This is a genomic window from Veillonella fallax (assembly GCF_020687175.1).
GTDB classification, from domain to species: Bacteria; Bacillota; Negativicutes; order Veillonellales; family Veillonellaceae; genus Veillonella; species Veillonella fallax.
Genome location: NZ_JAJEQD010000012.1, coordinates 20251 through 37748, shown reverse-complemented (window position 1 = coordinate 37748; position 17498 = coordinate 20251). Strand labels below are relative to the sequence as shown.

The 17498-nt window shown below is 40.9% G+C and carries 16 protein-coding genes; 14 read left to right on the top strand and 2 right to left on the bottom strand.

The genetic code is table 11. The features are described from left to right. The 7 genes from scpA to LKD20_RS06760 all read left to right on the top strand — a co-directional run bounded on the left by scpA (position 1) and on the right by LKD20_RS06760 (position 6970). Positions 1-2190 carry a methylmalonyl-CoA mutase gene (scpA, locus tag LKD20_RS06790; protein ID WP_227721259.1) on the top strand — a complete coding sequence of 730 codons (2190 nt, stop codon included), beginning with the start codon at positions 1-3 and terminating at the stop codon, positions 2188-2190. Then, positions 2183-3427 (top strand): methylmalonyl Co-A mutase-associated GTPase MeaB, encoded by a 1245-nt coding sequence (gene meaB, locus LKD20_RS06785; protein ID WP_227721258.1) that lies wholly within the window; start codon positions 2183-2185, stop codon positions 3425-3427. The genes scpA and meaB overlap by 8 nt, the downstream gene beginning before the upstream one ends. Before the next feature lie 297 nt (positions 3428-3724). After that, entirely contained in the window at positions 3725-4615 is an 891-nt protein-coding gene (locus tag LKD20_RS06780) for a DUF3829 domain-containing protein (protein WP_005384998.1), read from the top strand. 50 nt (positions 4616-4665) lie between these two features. Then, positions 4666-4923, top strand: coding sequence for a hypothetical protein (locus LKD20_RS06775; RefSeq protein WP_105089925.1), 258 nt, complete (start codon positions 4666-4668; stop codon positions 4921-4923). Positions 4924-5125: 202 nt separating this feature from the next. Next, the gene (locus LKD20_RS06770; protein ID WP_227721257.1) at positions 5126-5731 is read left to right on the top strand and encodes a MotA/TolQ/ExbB proton channel family protein; all 606 of its coding nucleotides are present in this window, start codon (positions 5126-5128) and stop codon (positions 5729-5731) included. Continuing rightward, entirely contained in the window at positions 5728-6132 is a 405-nt protein-coding gene (locus tag LKD20_RS06765) for an ExbD/TolR family protein (RefSeq protein WP_005385002.1), read from the top strand. The genes LKD20_RS06770 and LKD20_RS06765 overlap by 4 nt, the downstream gene beginning before the upstream one ends. A gap of 4 nt (positions 6133-6136) precedes the next feature. Continuing rightward, positions 6137-6970 carry a hypothetical protein gene (locus LKD20_RS06760; protein WP_005385003.1) on the top strand — a complete coding sequence of 278 codons (834 nt, stop codon included), beginning with the start codon at positions 6137-6139 and terminating at the stop codon, positions 6968-6970. Between the two features lie 58 nt (positions 6971-7028). On the opposite strand, the gene LKD20_RS06755 is transcribed toward LKD20_RS06760, so the two are convergent. Further along, the gene (locus LKD20_RS06755) at positions 7029-7439 is read right to left on the bottom strand and encodes a hypothetical protein (protein WP_005385004.1); all 411 of its coding nucleotides are present in this window, start codon (positions 7437-7439) and stop codon (positions 7029-7031) included. Positions 7440-7785: 346 nt separating this feature from the next. On the opposite strand from LKD20_RS06755, the gene purB reads away from it, so the two are divergent. The 7 genes from purB to LKD20_RS06720 all read left to right on the top strand — a co-directional run bounded on the left by purB (position 7786) and on the right by LKD20_RS06720 (position 16286). After that, positions 7786-9081 carry an adenylosuccinate lyase gene (gene purB / locus LKD20_RS06750; RefSeq protein WP_227721256.1) on the top strand — a complete coding sequence of 432 codons (1296 nt, stop codon included), beginning with the start codon at positions 7786-7788 and terminating at the stop codon, positions 9079-9081. 120 nt (positions 9082-9201) lie between these two features. Beyond that, positions 9202-10350, top strand: a complete 1149-nt coding sequence (locus LKD20_RS06745; RefSeq protein WP_227721255.1) for an MFS transporter — start codon at positions 9202-9204, stop codon at positions 10348-10350. Positions 10351-10465: 115 nt separating this feature from the next. After that, positions 10466-11749 carry an adenylosuccinate synthase gene (locus LKD20_RS06740; RefSeq protein WP_195186259.1) on the top strand — a complete coding sequence of 428 codons (1284 nt, stop codon included), beginning with the start codon at positions 10466-10468 and terminating at the stop codon, positions 11747-11749. 540 nt (positions 11750-12289) lie between these two features. Next, positions 12290-12634: an ArsR/SmtB family transcription factor gene (locus LKD20_RS06735; RefSeq protein ID WP_227283635.1), complete on the top strand. Its 345-nt coding sequence runs from the start codon at positions 12290-12292 to the stop codon at positions 12632-12634. 2 nt (positions 12635-12636) lie between these two features. After that, positions 12637-14103, top strand: coding sequence for a DNA polymerase IV (gene dinB, locus LKD20_RS06730; protein ID WP_227721254.1), 1467 nt, complete (start codon positions 12637-12639; stop codon positions 14101-14103). Between the two features lie 109 nt (positions 14104-14212). Continuing rightward, positions 14213-14497 carry a hypothetical protein gene (locus LKD20_RS06725; RefSeq protein ID WP_227721253.1) on the top strand — a complete coding sequence of 95 codons (285 nt, stop codon included), beginning with the start codon at positions 14213-14215 and terminating at the stop codon, positions 14495-14497. A gap of 325 nt (positions 14498-14822) precedes the next feature. After that, positions 14823-16286: a catalase gene (locus LKD20_RS06720; RefSeq protein ID WP_227721252.1), complete on the top strand. Its 1464-nt coding sequence runs from the start codon at positions 14823-14825 to the stop codon at positions 16284-16286. Between the two features lie 248 nt (positions 16287-16534). Here LKD20_RS06720 and LKD20_RS06715 read toward each other — a convergent pair whose 3' ends face one another. Then, complete coding sequence (locus LKD20_RS06715; RefSeq protein ID WP_227721251.1) at positions 16535-17416, bottom strand: hypothetical protein; 882 nt, start codon at positions 17414-17416, stop codon at positions 16535-16537. Positions 17417-17498 lie beyond the last annotated feature (82 nt).

Below are 17498 nucleotides of genomic sequence, written 5' to 3'. Positions count from 1 at the left end.
ATGTTTAAAAATCCAGACTTCTCCTCTCTTGGCTTGGGATCTCAGTCGCCGACATCTCGCGATGCATGGCTTGCTGAACTTCAAAAAGAAACAGGAAAAAGCTTTGAAGATTTATATAATACGACAATGGAGCAAATCCAACTAAAACCTCTCTACACAGAGATGGATTATGAAGGAATGACACACCTTGACTACATGGCTGGTGTACCTCCATTCTTGCGTGGACCTTATTCCACAATGTACGTAACTCGTCCTTGGACAGTACGTCAGTACGCTGGTTTCTCCACAGCAGAAGAATCTAATGCGTTCTACCGTCGTAACTTGGCAGCGGGCCAAAAAGGTTTGTCCATTGCCTTTGACCTTGCTACACACCGTGGCTATGACTCCGACCATCCGCGCGTAGTAGGTGACGTTGGTAAAGCCGGTGTTGCGGTAGACTCCATCCTCGATATGGAAATTCTGTTCTCCGGTATTCCTCTCGACCAAATGTCCGTATCCATGACAATGAACGGCGCCGTATTGCCTGTCATGGCGTTCTATATCCTAGCTGGTGAAGAACAAGGCGTTGATAAAAAGGTTATGGCTGGTACAATCCAAAATGATATCTTGAAAGAATTCATGGTGCGTAATACCTATATTTACCCTCCAGCTACGTCCATGCGCATTATCGGTGATATCTTTGCGTACACTTCTCAGTACATGCCTAAATTCAACAGTATCTCCATTTCTGGCTACCATATGCAAGAAGCAGGTGCTACGGCAGATATCGAATTAGGTTACACCTTGGCCGATGGCCTTGAATACATCCGTACCGGTGTAAATGCAGGCCTTCACGTAGATAAATTCGCCCCACGGTTGTCCTTCTTCTGGGCAATCGGTAAAAACTACTTCATGGAAGTAGCGAAAATGCGTGCAGCTCGTATGTTGTGGGCTAAGATTATTAAGAGCTTCGGTTCTGAAAATCCAAAATCCATGGCTCTTCGTACACATAGTCAAACATCTGGTTGGTCCTTAACAGAACAAGATCCATTCAACAACGTGGCTCGTACATGTATGGAAGCGATGGGTGCTGCATTGGGTCATACTCAATCCCTACATACTAATGCACTTGATGAAGCTATCGCATTGCCTACGGACTTCTCTGCCCGTATTGCCCGTAATACTCAGCTTTATATCCAAGATGAAACTAAAGTATGTAAGGTTATCGACCCATGGGGCGGCTCCTACTATGTAGAAGCATTAACTGATGAATTGATTCGTCGCGCTTGGGGTCATATCCAAGAAATCGAATCCCTTGGTGGTATGGCGAAAGCAATTGACACTGGTCTTCCTAAGATGCGTATCGAAGAAGCGGCAGCTCGTCGTCAAGCTCGTATCGACTCTGGCCGTGAAGCTATCATCGGTATTAATAAGTATCGTCTAGACAAAGAAGATCCATTGGATATCCTCGACGTAGATAACACAGCTGTACGAGAAGCGCAAATTCGTCGTCTTGAACAATTGCGCGCTAACCGTGATGAAGATAAGGTTCAATCCTGTCTCGAAGCGATTACCAATGCTACAGAATCTGGGGAAGGCAACTTGCTTGCTCTTGCACTTGAAGCTGCTCGTGCTCGTGCATCCTTGGGTGAAATTTCCTTTGCTGTTGAAAAAGTTTGTGGCCGTCATAAAGCGGTTATTCGCTCTATTTCCGGTGTATACTCCAGCGAATATGAAGATGACGATGTTATCAAAGAAGTACGTCAAATGGCGGATGACTTTGAAGAACTCGAAGGTCGTCGCCCTCGTATCATGATTGCGAAGATGGGCCAAGACGGTCATGACCGCGGTGCCAAAGTTATCGCTACATCCTTCGCGGATATGGGCTTTGACGTGGATATTGGACCTTTGTTCCAAACTCCAGAAGAAACAGCACAAGATGCGGTGGATAATGACGTTCACATCGTCGGCTTCAGTTCTCTTGCGGCAGGTCACAAAACATTGTTACCTCAACTTGTAGAAGAACTCAACAAGCGAGGTCGTGGAGATATTTTAGTTGCCATTGGTGGCGTAATCCCTGCTCAGGACTATGAGTTCCTACGCGAACATGGCGCAGTGGCTATCTTTGGCCCTGGTACAGTTTTGCCTGTAGCGGCGAAAAAATTACTAGAAACATTGACTAGCCACGTTCAAGACGAAGACAATGACTGATAATAAACGGCCTACTCCGGATGAATTGCGCAATGCACAAAGCATTGCTCGTGGCAGTAACGCTCCCGAATTAGGTGTAAAAAACGCAAACACCGAGGGTAGTACGTATCGTCCGGATTGGGTGCCAGAAGATGCGAAGAAAGATGATACCTTTGCGTCTCACGTGATGAAAGGCGTCAAGGAAATGCATGATGGCCTCTTGTCTAGCTCCGCTCATCTGGCTCCGTCGGTACGTCCCGTACAGCGGCGAAAGAAGTTAACTGTCGCTGATTATGTACGCGGTATCGAGCAGGGGGACCGCGTTATACTTTCACGGGCTATTACGTTAGTAGAAAGTAATAATAAGGAACACTTTAAATTAGCTCAACAAGTATTGCAAGCTATATTGCCTCGCACGGGCAAGGCGTTGCGCATCGGTATTACTGGTGTGCCTGGGGCTGGTAAAAGTACATTTATTGAAGCCTTTGGTAACATGCTCATTGAAGCAGGTTACAAGGTAGCCGTACTTGCTGTAGACCCTACGAGCCAAGTCACAAAGGGCAGTATTTTGGGCGATAAAACGCGGATGGAAACATTGACGAAACATCCTGACGCGTACATTCGTCCGTCGCCGGCAGGTGGTACACTAGGCGGTGTAGCTCGTAAAAGTAGAGAGACCATGCTACTTTGCGAGGCTGCTGGATACGATATCATTCTCGTTGAAACCGTTGGGGTTGGGCAAAGTGAAGTTACCGTGCGTTCCATGGTAGACTTCTTTATGCTCATCGTATTAACAGGTGCAGGCGATGAATTACAAGGCATCAAAAAAGGCGTTATGGAGCTGGCCGATGCTATTGTGGTCAACAAGGCTGATGGGGATAACCTCAAGCGCGCTCTCATCGCTCGTAGCGATTACGATCGGATGTTGCATTACATTCGTCCTGCTACGGAAAAATGGAAAACCCAAGCCTACACTTGCTCAGCCGTTACAAAGGATGGCCTCGATGAATTGTGGGATGTAATCCAAGAATTTACTGAACAAGGTAAAGAAAATGGGGTCTTCTTAAAACGCCGTCAAGAACAATCCCTCCGTTGGGTACGCGATATGATTGACGAACACTTGCACAACCTATTCTTTAATAATGTCGTCATTCAAGGTCGTATGGGCGAAGTGGAAGCAGCCGTCTTAGATGGTGAAATGAGCGAATCTCAAGCCGTTGAAGAATTAATTGGCGTTTTCGATAAGTCCATTAAATAAGTAGATAGCTACATACCTATTTGATAAGCTGGCATAACTTATCTATTAAGACACTCCGATTAGCTATCATACTGATTTAGACATATAAGCTGTATCCAGAAAAGGCATAGTATAAACATTACTATTGGGTTTACCCCAATGGAGATGTATACTATGCCTTTTTATGTGCTTGTGAAAGCATATTCATGAAACAAATTTCATAAAAAATACGGTTGATACTTTCATAAATAACATATATGATATATAATTTAATCATAAACTGTTACTTGTGTGTGTGATTTAAATGAGAGGGTCATTATGAAACCACTAGTAAAGAAAATGTTAACAGCCGTATTGTGTGCATCTACTCTAACAGCTCCATTATTTTTGAGTGGTTGTAGTTTTTCTAAGATTGCCAATGGGGTGCAGCAAGGCGCTCAAAAGGCATCGCAAAAAGACATTCAAGTCTTTAATCAGTATATTGAAGCAGTTGGTAATTTTAACAGTGGTACCGTACGCTTTGGATATGCTATTAATCCTTCTATTCAAAAACTAAGAGAGGGTCAACATTTATCAAGCTTTATGGCACCAAAGTTTGATAGCTTACAACAAAAATTACAAGCCGCTAAAGATGCGGGTATACCATATGATGATATGAAGGAACCTCTTGACAACGTATTAGCCGTATTAAAGGACATTGTACCAGTAGCAAATGAATTGGATACGTACTACCAAACTAATTCATATCAAGCAGATAATTATGCTAAGGAACAACAATTAGGACCTAAATACGTTCAATTATATGATCAATTCTATGCAGCGTATAATCAGCTAGACGCAGTAATTCACAAACATAATACGGAAAATCAACAAGAACAGTTGAAAGAACTTAAAGATTCCGGTAAGAAAAATGCAGCTGCTGCTCAAGAAGTTCATTTACGTTTAACTGCATTATTGGATAGCTTTGAAGAAGGCAAGCAAATCGATGTAAATGCGGCGAACCAAGAGTTGCAAGGTATCATGGATGTGTCCAGCAGCATTACTAGTCCGGACTATAACTCTGCTAAAAATCATTTAAATACAACTATTGGTAGAATTCGTACATTCTTAGGTGACCAAACAGCTGATCATTACAATGATATGATTGAATCCTACAATAGCTTTATTGGCAGTGTAAATCGCTTGGATATGAATAAACTTGATAAATAATATCTAATCGTATATACCATGTTATGTAATGTTAGGAGAGGAACATTTAAATGAGCAAGAAAATGTTATTACCCGTTGGTGTAGTTGTTCTAATTATAGGTATTGTTATCCTATTATTAAATCCAGATCCAGCTACAACAAATTTGGAAATTGCAAGAAACGCTACTAATGCACGAGACGCAGCTAAAGCGATTTCTTCTAATAATCAAACCTATGCATGGATGTATTCCCTCGGTATGTTCTTTACTGGTTTTGGCGTGTCCTTAACAATCGGTGGCATACTTGTGAAATTCCTTAAAAAAGATTAATAGGCTGTAAGAGATTACAAACCTCCTAGGTCAAATTAAATCGGGATTATAGTTAAATTAAGATTACATTAAAGGCTATACTAATATGTGTATCACTATTAGTATAGCCTTTTTTTTGTCCCATACATATTTTTAGATGCCTTAAAACGTGATATAATTAACTCTAATGGGGCCTAGAGGGTAACGGCTTTTGGAGGTTAGTATGAGTAGCATAGCGCATTTATTTGTGGCTGGTGGATTTGTAATGTATCCGCTAGTAATTTTTTTGCTCTTTGCGTTGATGATTGGCATTGAGCGTATCGTTTTATATCGCAAGTTTACAAAGGACTTGCGTCGCTTTAATAAGGTATTAGAAAAGAACCAAAGCTGGGTTATGTTGCCGAGCGTGTTGGAACGTGACACATTGGAGCTAGGCTCTTTGTTTGCTCGTGCCATTCGCAGTGCGAAGAACTACAATAGCTTGGAAAATCGTTTGCAAGATATCGTATCCTATGCAGATGAACGCTTGAAACGCGGTTTAAGCTGGCTTAGCATGATTGTAACAATGGCTCCACTATTGGGCCTATTGGGTACCGTGCTTGGCATGATTCGCGCCTTTGCTGTCGTAGGTGGTGATATTGGGGCACCTACCATCATTACGGGCGGTGTATCTGAGGCATTGGTAGCAACAGCGACAGGCTTGACGGTAGCCATTATTGCACTAGGCTTTCACAGTTACTGTGCGGCAAAGGTCAACGATTCTATTACTACATTAGAGCATGCGTGTGGTAATATCCTCGATGCGTATAACGAGGAACATGATATATGAGACGACGCACATTAGGGGTTAAAAAAGAACCAACCATCATGATTATCCCTATGATTGATATCGTATTCTTCTTATTGGTATTTTTCATGGTGGGTACGCTGTACATGAATACAGAGCAGCAAATTCCGCTTAATTTGCCATCTGCATCGACATCTACGGCAAAATCTATCGAGCCTATTACGATTACCTTAACTACAACGCATACGTTATATATTGATAATCAGGAAATTTCTTCGGAACGCTTGGCGGAAGAGGTACGCTCTATTGTTAAACAAGCACCGCGACAAGCCTTTGTTATCCGTGCATCTAAGGATGTATACTACAGCGAGGTTATCGCTCTGTTAGATATGCTCAAGGTTAATGGCGCTAAATATATTAGTGTCGCAACGGAACGGAAGTGATTCTATGTTTGAATCGCATTATTTGAAACCGTTCATCGTGTCCTTAGGTATTACGACGATACTCGTCTCTGGGATGGGGCTTTCCTTGCGAGGCATGGCGGGCACTGGGGCAGCTCATGATGCGGCTGAAATTAGCTTTGATTTGCCTGATGATGGTGAAAGTAGCGCAGAGGTAACCGAACCAACGCCACAACCGGAGGAGAAGGTAGCACCTGCAGAGGCTGTGCCAGAACGTACAGAACCAAAGTCTAAATCTCAGTCACAACTTATGGTGGAGTCCGTGACGCCTGATGAAAGTGAACGAACTAAAACATTAGATACAAATGCTAGTACACAAGAGCAGCGACGAGAATGGGCTATTCCTAAGGCCATCGAATCTGAAGCGGCTGGCGTAGATCAAGCAGTTGTGACTCATGATAAACAATCAAAACCGAAAGAGGCACCTATGGGTAAGGATGTTACATCTGACCCTAATGCCAATGGTGATGGTCGTACGGAATCAGCTGACTTGTCATTCCTATCAGATCTTGCGTGGAGTTTGTTGACCCCAGGTCAGCAAGAGCTATTACGACAACCAGCTATCAATCCAAGTGCATATCTTCGTCGCGTGCAAGAACAAGGGGCGAGATCTTCCGTGGCAGGAACTGTTACGGTGAAGGTAAACTTTGGTGAAGATGGACATGTCATTGTTGCTCAGAACACACCGCGCATCGTGGTGGACGGCGTGCCGCCTGATGTGATGGAAGAAGCACTGCGCATTGTTAAAACCAGTGGTAGCATCGTCAACAACTCTGGACGTATACAAACCTTAACAATCCCTGTCGTTATGGGACAATAAAGAGGCATATCACATACTATGTATGTAAGATATGCCTCTTTTACTTTTGTATATCTTATTAATCTTGGTTTGTAAGCATTGTTTTGGTAGAGTTGAACACTGCAAGATATACGATAGCACCACCGATAAATAATGTGATTTGCATAGGTGCACTAAATTGATCGACACGCCATAACGCGAAGGCGTAGAAGAACATTGTCACTAGCATGATGAGAAACGCAATGATAACGCGTACATTGGTGTTAACCGCTAAGGATGTAGTAATGCGAGATTTGTTGAGTATTACATAAATTAAGGATACGATAATATCTGCTGTAAAGATAGAGAACACATAATTGAGATCAAACTCTCCAAATAGAACTACAGCCAAGCCGATAAAGCTGAGTCCAAAGAATAGGCGCAATAGCATGCCTATAGTATTCGATTCATTGCGCTGCGCACGACGCTCTTTGCGATTTAAATTTGCCATGAAAGCCTCCCCATAATGATATACAAGTTTATGTATATTTCAGATAATTCTAGTATATCATTTTATTAGCACGAATACATAGAGACGGAGTTAATATAACTCAATTCTATTAATTGTTTACTTAGAAAAGACATCATAAGTAAGGTCATTATAAGTAAAGTCATTATAAGTCGAAACGTATCATAAGACTTTAATGAATGGCTGTCACTTTCAATAAATACGAACGATTAGTAAATTTAATATAATTATCATTCGGAAAATTTAGGTCCATTCATTGAATGGAGCTTTCACATATGGTACAATTATTGTATAAGAAATCTAGCTTTTATCATGCAAAGGAGACATCATGATACCACGTTATACACGAGAAGAAATGGGCCATATTTGGAGCGAACGCAACGAGTTCGACACAATGTTATTGGTAGAAACATTGGCATCCGAGGCACAAGCTGAGTTGGGCGTTATCCCTAAAGAAGCGGCTAAAGCCATTCGTGAAAAGGGCAATTTCGACGTTGAACGCATTCATGAAATCGAAAAGGAAACAAACCACGATATCATTTCCTTCGTAACAGCAGTGGGCGAATACGTAGGTCCTGAAGCGGCTAAATATATCCACCTTGGCCTTACATCTACTGACGTTAAAGATACAGCGCTTGGTTACATGATGAAACAAGCATGCGACATCTTGATTGAAGATTTGAAACGCTTGCACGACGTATTGCGTCGTCGCGCAGCTGAGTTCAAATACACACCTATGATCGGCCGTACACATGGTATTCACGGCGAACCAACTACATTTGGCTTGAAATTAGCATTGTGGATGGCTGAAGTAGAACGCGATATCGAACGCATGGAACATGCTCGTAAAAGCGTTGCTGTTGGTAAATTATCCGGCGCCGTTGGTACATATTCCAACATCGATCCATTCGTAGAACAATATGTATGCGAAAAATTAGGTCTTGAGCCTGTTAAAATCGCTACGCAAGTAGTACAACGTGACCGTCACGCTGAATTGTTGTCCACTATTGCTGTTGTAGGTGGCACATTAGATAAAATCGCTTTGGAAATCCGTCACTTGCAACGTACAGAGGTGCGCGAAGCAGAAGAATACTTCAGCCCTAAACAAAAGGGTTCCTCCGCAATGCCTCATAAACGTAATCCTATTACATGTGAAAGAATTTGCGGTATGGCTCGCTTGCTTCGTGGCTACGCTCAATCTGCTTACGAAGACCAAGCTTTGTGGCATGAACGCGATATTTCTCACAGCTCTGTAGAACGTGTTATCTTGCCAGATGCAACAATTGCATTGAACTACATGCTTCATTTAACAATCCGCACTATCGATAAATTGTTGGTATATCCTGAAACAATGCTTAAAAACCTCAACCTTACAGGTGGCCTTGTATTCAGCCAAACAATTTTAACTCACCTTGTAGATAAAGGTGCAGTACGTGACGAAGCATACCGTTGGGTTCAAAAATACGCTATGGAACGCTGGCTTGAAGGCAAAGATTTCGCTACAGGTCTTAAATCTGATGAAAACATCAAGAAATACATGACTGCTGAAGAAATCGATGCATGCTTCGATCCTCATAAATTGTTAAAACATGTTGATACAATCATGGCTCGCTTTGGCCTATAATTGTAGGGTACTTCCCATATAACATATGAAAGACTAGGGTAGGTATAGACTAATCAGCCTATGGCACATGCATTAGGTGTTGGCTATATCTACCTGTTTTTATTTATCTTAGGAGGTTATATGAAACGTATCATACGAAAATACGGACCACCTATTTTTCATTGTATTAATGACTTTGGACAAGGATCTCTAGCGGCGCTTATACCGTTTTTTATCGCTAACTTTGGCCTTAATTACTATCAATCGGCTACCATTATTTTCTGTAACACCGTGGTGGCCTCTATTGCGCAGCCCGCATTGGGCTACGTGGCCGATCGGTGGCGCGTACCTTGGTTCATTCCTGCCGGCTTTACGGTGACTCTCGTGTCCATTAGTTCTATGGCACTAGCTACGAGCTATGAAATGATTCTCGCCCTGTCACTTTTAGCTGGCGTAGGGGCCGCACTATTCCATCCTGAGGCGGCGCTCCTTGTGAAGCGTACGCAATCTCATGAAATCGGTAGTGCTATGGGGCGCTTTGCAGTAGGCGGCAGCGCTGGCTTTGCACTGGGGCCGCTTCTTGCTAGTGGGGTGTACATCTTTGGCGGTCAATTCCTTTGGTTGTTCACAGCGATTGCATTAATTGGCGTGTTACTATATGTATATGCCTTTACAGGCTCTCCGGATACCGATGCGATTGGTGAAAGTAAAAATTCTGATAAATCTACCAGCGCGGGTATAAATGATTGGGCGAGCTTTGGGAAGCTATTCTTTGTCATAGCTTCTCGATCTATATTGTTCTCCGTATTATCTATCTTTATTCCTATTTTGTATATTACCGTTATTAACGGTGAAGCTAGCGCTTCTAGCTTGGCTCTAACCATGTACTTTGCAATGGGGGCAGTCCTTACCTATATGGGTGGGGCTCTATCCGATAAATTAGGCTTCCTTAAAACGGTACGTTTAGGTAATCTTATATTCTTGCCATCCGTTTTAGTATTTATCTTTGTCCCAAATATATGGGGCTTCTTCGGTGCTATGATACCGATGGCCTTTGGCGTATTTTCGCAATATGGACCAATTACCGTACTCGGTCAAAAATACCTTGCTAAAAACGCTGGCTTTGCATCGGGAATTACCTTAGGCCTAGGCATTACTTTAGGTGGCCTTGTAGCTCCGTATGTAGGCCATTTAGCCGATATCTATGGTGTGCAAACAGCTTTGATGACATTGATACCTGTAGGACTTATGGGGCTCCTCATGAGCCTATGGCTAAAAGAACCAAAATAGCGCGTGCTTTTGGGAAGAAACTAAAGATTGAATTTGTATAAATACTTTCACAGAGTCCGAACATTGTTGTATAATGTTAGTGAATTATTTAGACTTTCACATGGAGGATATAGATATGGCAACAAGTATGGTTATTGGCACTCAATGGGGTGACGAGGGTAAAGGTAAGATCGTTGACTGGATCGCGGAACGTGCGGACGTTGTAGTGCGTAGCCAAGGTGGTAATAACGCAGGTCATACTGTTGTAGTAGATGACAAAGCATTTGCGCTTCGACTTTTACCAAGCGGTATTTTATATGATAACAAGCAAAATATCGTTGGTACTGGTGTTGTAATTGACCCTAAAGTATTGTTACAAGAAATTGAAGGCCTTGAAAAACAAGGTAAATCTGCAAAATCCCTTCATATTTCTGATCGTGCGCATGTTATTATGCCATATCATATCGCTTTAGATAATGCAGAGGAAGCATCTAAAGGGGATGCTAAAATCGGTACTACCAAAAACGGTATCGGTCCGTGCTATGCTGATAAAATTAATCGTATCGGCATCCGTATCTGTGATTTGTATGATTTGGATACATTCAAACAAAAATTAGCATACAACGTAGAATTCAAAAACAAAATGCTTACTAAGGTCTATGATGCAGAACCTGTTAACTATGATGAAATCTTAGCTGACTACATCAAATATGCTGAAGCATTGAAACCATATGTAACAGATACTAATATTGCTGTTCTTAAAGCAGTTAAAGAGGATAAAAAGGTATTATTCGAAGGTGCGCAAGCTACTATGCTTGACCTTGATCATGGTACATATCCATTCGTAACATCCTCTCATCCAATCGCAGGTGGTGCTTCCACAGGCGCTGGTATTGGTCCAAACTACTTGAAAAATATCTTCGGCGTAGTAAAAGCTTACGCAACACGCGTTGGTGCAGGTCCATTCCCTACAGAGCTTCTTGATGAAACTGGCGATAACCTTCGCGAACTTGGTCATGAGTTCGGTACTGTAACTGGTCGTCCTCGTCGTTGCGGCTGGTTAGACCTTATGGTTGTAAAATACGCTGCAGGTCTTAACAGCCTTGATTACCTTGCAATCACTCGTTTGGATATTCTTGATACATTCAAAGAATTGAAAATCTGCGTAGGTTACAAATTGAATGGTAAAGACGTAGAAGGCTTCCCAGCTAACTTGAAAGATCTTGAAGCGTGCGAAGCTGTTTACGAAACATTACCAGGTTGGGAAACTGATATCTCTGGTATCCGTAAATACGAAGACCTTCCTGAAAATGCTCGCAAATATGTAGAACGCATTGCAGAAGTAACAGGCGTACCTTTGGGTATCGTATCCGTTGGCCCTAACCGTAATCAAACTATCGATTTAGTAAACGTATTCTAGGTTATACTAATTTGATATAATACAAATGATTGCATTCGATAGCATCGATGTAGCGGTATAATTTCTAAAATTTTACTGCTATGCAATCGATTTATAGAATTATACAGATGAGGCTCCTCTAAGAGGAGCCTTTTGTAATGAAATGATTTAGACTACAAAAAAAGTATAATACATCTAATCCTTTCGGTTGCTAATATAGTGCGGTATATCGAAGTATGCTATAAGGTTATCGTAAAAGGTGTATATCGAAAATTCTATAGAAAAATATTGCATAAAATCTTTATATATACAATTTGGTGTATAACTAAATAAATCTATGAGATGAAAATTTATTTAAAATATTCACAATATACAAACTGCAACGTGCTTAAATCAGTTTATAATGTGGTAAAAATTACTCATCTATGTGAATTTGATATTCATAATAAATTATTAAGATACAAATATAAAGAAAAAAATAGATTTACATTAAGAAATAGTATATAATAGAGCAAGAAAGTAGATTGACATTTTTTGATACGGATTTGAGGAGTTAAAGATATGGTTGAAGTTTCTTATGAACGTTTAGCTACGATTTTTAAGGCATTAAGCGATGAAACAAGATTACACATCATCGATATGTTGTCTTGCAATGAATTATGTGCAGCTGATATTTTAGCTAGCTTCAATTTGTCCCAATCTACGTTGAGCTACCACATGAAAATCTTAATTGATGCAGGTGTAGTTAACTCTCAACGTAATGGCTTATGGACTCGTTATTCCATTAATGAAGCTACATTTAGCGATATTTTAGAAATCATCCCTCAACTATATAAATCTAAGGATGAGTGTATTTGCGCGCAAATTAAATACTGCCGTATTTCTGAGCACGAAAAAGAAGCGTAACAATGAGACGATGGATTATGCATGTTGATATGGATGCATTTTTCGCGTCCATCGAACAATTGGATCATCCAGAATATAAAGGCCACCCCGTAATTGTGGGTGGTCTTTCTTCACGTGGCGTCGTTGCTACCTGCTCCTATGAGGCTCGTAAATTTGGCGTTCACTCCGCCATGCCCATCTCTCGTGCTAAGAAACTCTGTCCCGATGGCATCTATGTGTACCCGCGTATGGATCGTTACAAAGAGGTATCCCATCAGATTTTTTCTATTATGAAAGAATTTACTCCTCACATTGAGCCTCTATCTATCGACGAAGCCTTCCTCGAGGTTAGCGGTATGTCTACCATGTATAGTGGACCAAAAGCACTGGGCAGAGCCATTAAAGACCGAGTGTTTGAGGAAACTGGACTCATCATCTCTGCAGGGCTAGCACCGAATAAATTCCTTGCCAAATTGGCATCCGATTTAGATAAGCCCGACGGCCTTGTAGTCATACCTTATGGCCGTGAAAAAGAAATCTTAGCTCCGTTACCGATTAAACGCATTTGGGGAGTAGGTCCTCGTACGGAGAAAATCTTGAAAAACGGTGGCTTTCACTTGATGCGTCATATTCAAGCGTTACCTGATGAAAGCAGTTTAATTCCCCTCGTAGGTAATCAGGCGCGCCGCATATGGGAGCTAGCGAATGGGATTGACGATAGACCGGTGGAAACAGATCGTAAAATACAGTCTATCGGAGCTGAAGAAACCTACGAAGAAGATTTAATGGATGGCAGTGCTATAGAACTAGAGTTTAGATACTTTGCGAACCGCTTATCAAAACGATTAAGAAAACGTAACCTCTTAGGTCACACCGTGTCCATTAAGGTTCGGTACGATGATTTCACCACCGTATCCCGCCAAAAGCGATTAAATACGCCATCAGACCATGAGCATGTGTTTTTTGAAACCGCATTGCTCTTGTGGAATAAACTCATGCAAGATAAGACCAGTAAAAAACCGAACGGCACAAAGAAAGACATTGAAGTGTTAGGAGCTACTACGAAGGTTAAATCTACAAATTTAAAATCTATTAATTCAAACTATAGTAGTTCAAACTATGGTGATTCTAGTGAGATTGCCTTTATGGATCCTCCGGGTCCTATCCGTTTATTAGGCCTTACCGTGAGTGGTCTCGATGAAGAGGTGCCTATGCAAGATAGTCTTTTTGAATCACCTAAAAATGAAACTGAAAATAAACTGGCTGGGGTATTAGATTCATTAGAGTCTAAATTTGGTGAAACGGCCGTTATGAGTGGTGCATTATGGCAGCGCTTTCACGGAGACAATGGAACGCGTAGAAAACGATCGGAACTAAAGGCCGCAGTAGATGCACAGTCTACTAATGAGGATGTGGAATTTACTAAAATGGATAAGGGCTTTGGCCTAGATAAAAATGGTGATGTAGGCGACATTAACGAGGATATATAACTCGATTCAATAGACTTATAAAGTTTATATTGAATACTTTCGCTAATATATTTATTCATGTTACAATATGGATATAGTGTTTAAAAATTACCGCAAGAGAGGTATAGATATGAGTTTATTTCGTGTAGCCATCCATTATGGCATCAACAGCAACGGCTTCTTATCCTATGATACAGAAGCAAAAACAGTATCCGTAGAGTTACCTGAACAAGAATGGGCAGATAAGGTTCTCGCTTACTTGAACGATGAACATGCTATTGAGCATGCTACAGGTCTTGATACGTATGAACGGTTGAACGTAAAACCATTAGAATCTTTGGACAACTTAAAATTAGCTTTAACACGCATGTGGGAAGCTATCGACGTGCAAGTTGATTGGAGTCGTCCAGCATAATAAAAACACCTTATAATCGCTTTGTTGATTATAAGGTGTTTTTTCTTTATATATGCTTAATTAAGTAGGCGTGTATCTTAAAATACTAGATGGCAAAGGTAGTATGATAGGATTTTATGTTACTTATTAGGCTGTTGATAGGTATATTCATTAAGATTATGTATATATGATTAATGGAAAGTTAATCTTGTTATTCCAACAAAACTATGTTATGATTTATATAACAATAATAATTATCCGTTAGTAATAATTATCTAATGGATAATTATTTAATATGTAAATATAGAAGATTCTTATATTGTATTTCTAAGTAGGAGTTTGTAACATGAGTGAAGAAAAGAAATTAACAACAGCCTTTGGCGCTCCTGTGCCGGATAATCGCAATTCTGCAACAGCAGGTAAACGTGGTCCTGTTTTGATGCAAGACGTTTGGTTGATGGAGAAATTAGGTCATTTTGCGCGTGAAGTAATTCCTGAACGTCGCATGCATGCTAAAGGTTCCGGTGCATTCGGTACTTTTACAGTAACTAATGATATTACTAAATATACAAAAGCAAAACTTTTCTCTGAAGTAGGCAAGCAAACGCCGTTATTCGTGCGTTTCTCCACCGTTGCCGGTGAGCGTGGTGCCGCTGATGCAGAGCGCGATATTCGTGGTTTTGCTGTAAAATTCTATACGGAAGAAGGTAACTGGGACCTCGTAGGTAACAACACACCTGTATTCTTCATCCGCGATCCATTGCAATTCCCTGATTTAAACCGCGCTGTAAAACGTAATCCTAAGACAAATCTTCGCGATGCGACAGCAAACTGGGATTTCTGGACTAGCTTGCCAGAAGCTATTCACCAAGTGACAATTGTAATGAGTGACCGTGGTATTCCTAAATCTTACCGCACAATGCATGGTTTCGGTAGCCATACATATAGTCTTATCAATGAAAACGATGAACGCGTATGGGTTAAATTCCACTGGGTTTGCCAACAACCGATTGAAAATCTCTCCAATGCTGAGGCGGCTGAGATTGTGGCTAATGACCGTGAAAGCCATCAACGTGATCTCTTCGATGCTATTGAACGCGGTGATTTCCCTAAATGGAAATTATACATCCAAGTGATGACAGAAGAACAAGCTAATAACATGCCATACAACCCATTCGACTTAACAAAAGTATGGTACCATGATGAATTCCCATTGATCGAAGTAGGCGTAATGGAGCTTAACCGCAACCCTGAAAACTACTTCCAAGATGTAGAACAAGCTGCATTTGCACCATCTACTATCATTCCTGGTGTATCCTTCTCCCCTGACAGAATGCTTCAAGGTCGTTTGTTCTCCTATGCCGATGCACAACGCTATCGTTTAGGTGCAAACTACCATCAAATCCCTGTTAATGCGCCTAAATGCCCTGTAAACAGCTACCATCGTGATGGTCAAGGCCGTGTAGATGGTAACCATGGTTCCACAATTGGCTATGCACCAAATAGCTTTGGCGAATGGGCTGAACAACCACAATTCAAAAACCCTGGTCTAGACGTATCTGGTGCAGCATACCAATACGACTTCTACGAAGATGACTCTGACTTCTACACACAACCAGGTAAATTGTTCCGTCTCATGAGCCCTGAAAAACAGCAAATCTTGTTTAAAAACACAGCAGCAGCTATGGATGGTGTACCTGATTTCATTAAAGAACGCCATGCAAAACATTGCTACCAATGTGATCCAGCTTATGGTGAAGGCGTAGCTAAAGCCTTGGGCATGAACATCGATTTCAGCGATGTAAAATAAATTAATAGATCTCTCTAACTAATAAATCCCTTACAAAACTCTCTTATATTTACATAAATAACCCCTTAAAAGAACATAAAACAATCCTATAAACTTGCACACATTATATAACTATTTATGTAAATGATATTCTATCTAAACAACATAAACGACTAAAAGAACTTCCTTAAACTAAAACGAAGCCCCTCCTTGCTATGTAGTTCATAGTAAGGTGGGGCTTTTGTCGTGGTGAGTGTATTTAAATATTGTTAATCAAATTTTTTATTAGTTAGGTCCTGATACATAAGCTTAGCGATTTCATACTGTGGATCGCCGGCTTGTAGTTGGTGTGATGGTAGTTTAAATACAGCTTCAGCTCTTTCCTCTTTCTTGATATCGATACCCTTTGCATCTTCAGAACGACTTATGGAAATGGTATGTGTTGTTGGATTTATGAAGTACGCATTTACATCGATGCTGAAAGCTTTGTTTTCGTCTTTTCTCATGAGTACACGTAGAATCATAGCTGAAATAGCAGTGGTGCCATCTTTTTCACCTAATAGCTGTTTAGATGTGTAGTCCACATAATCTGCATAGACATAAATATCGCCAGGTTTTGCCTTGTCATAATCTTGTGTATAGGCCTCTACTAAACGCAAATCGAGTTGTCTACCAAATGGTCTAGAGAACATTTCACTTTGTAATACGCGTGTTTCACTAACAGGTGGATAGGACGGTATTGGTGTTAAACCTTTTAGCATATCTGTGCGTGTTTCGTCTTTTCTTTTAGCCTGACGTTCTGCAGTGACCTTGTCTAAGCGTTTACGCTCTTTTAACATGGCCTTTTCTTGTTCTTCTTTAGTTTTGTAAGTTTTTACGGATACAACACGGTTACCAGACATAGTCACTGTTGAATAGATGGGCTTATCTTTAGTAGGTTTTCCCTTAGAAGCATCAAGCGTAGATTGTATCATAGCAGGTGTTGCGCTCTCGATAGATTTTTTTAACTCTGGAATATTAGAATAATCCATATCAACCACTGCAGTATCTGTGCTTTCACTTGGCTGTACTGGTGTAGCCCCGTACGCAGATGATATAGCCAATATAGCTAATAGTGAACTGGTAATAATTGAACGTTTACATACTTTCATTACATATACCTCTTTTTTATAAGAACTCTCTAATACTATCAACAGCTGTATTATAGCATATTCTTTGTGTAGACAGATTTAG

Bases quoted from the DNA above. Each gene is read 5' to 3' on its own strand.
- scpA (WP_227721259.1), top strand. From the start codon at position 1: ATGTTTAAAAATCCAGACTTCTCCTCTCTTGGCTTGGGATCTCAGTCG.
- meaB (WP_227721258.1), top strand. From the start codon at position 2,183: ATGACTGATAATAAACGGCCTACTCCGGATGAATTGCGCAATGCACAA.
- LKD20_RS06780 (WP_005384998.1), top strand. From the start codon at position 3,725: ATGAAACCACTAGTAAAGAAAATGTTAACAGCCGTATTGTGTGCATCT.
- LKD20_RS06775 (WP_105089925.1), top strand. From the start codon at position 4,666: ATGAGCAAGAAAATGTTATTACCCGTTGGTGTAGTTGTTCTAATTATA.
- LKD20_RS06770 (WP_227721257.1), top strand. From the start codon at position 5,126: ATGAGTAGCATAGCGCATTTATTTGTGGCTGGTGGATTTGTAATGTAT.
- LKD20_RS06765 (WP_005385002.1), top strand. From the start codon at position 5,728: ATGAGACGACGCACATTAGGGGTTAAAAAAGAACCAACCATCATGATT.
- LKD20_RS06760 (WP_005385003.1), top strand. From the start codon at position 6,137: ATGTTTGAATCGCATTATTTGAAACCGTTCATCGTGTCCTTAGGTATT.
- LKD20_RS06755 (WP_005385004.1), bottom strand. From the start codon at position 7,439: ATGGCAAATTTAAATCGCAAAGAGCGTCGTGCGCAGCGCAATGAATCG.
- purB (WP_227721256.1), top strand. From the start codon at position 7,786: ATGATACCACGTTATACACGAGAAGAAATGGGCCATATTTGGAGCGAA.
- LKD20_RS06745 (WP_227721255.1), top strand. From the start codon at position 9,202: ATGAAACGTATCATACGAAAATACGGACCACCTATTTTTCATTGTATT.
- LKD20_RS06740 (WP_195186259.1), top strand. From the start codon at position 10,466: ATGGCAACAAGTATGGTTATTGGCACTCAATGGGGTGACGAGGGTAAA.
- LKD20_RS06735 (WP_227283635.1), top strand. From the start codon at position 12,290: ATGGTTGAAGTTTCTTATGAACGTTTAGCTACGATTTTTAAGGCATTA.
- dinB (WP_227721254.1), top strand. From the start codon at position 12,637: ATGAGACGATGGATTATGCATGTTGATATGGATGCATTTTTCGCGTCC.
- LKD20_RS06725 (WP_227721253.1), top strand. From the start codon at position 14,213: ATGAGTTTATTTCGTGTAGCCATCCATTATGGCATCAACAGCAACGGC.
- LKD20_RS06720 (WP_227721252.1), top strand. From the start codon at position 14,823: ATGAGTGAAGAAAAGAAATTAACAACAGCCTTTGGCGCTCCTGTGCCG.
- LKD20_RS06715 (WP_227721251.1), bottom strand. From the start codon at position 17,416: ATGAAAGTATGTAAACGTTCAATTATTACCAGTTCACTATTAGCTATA.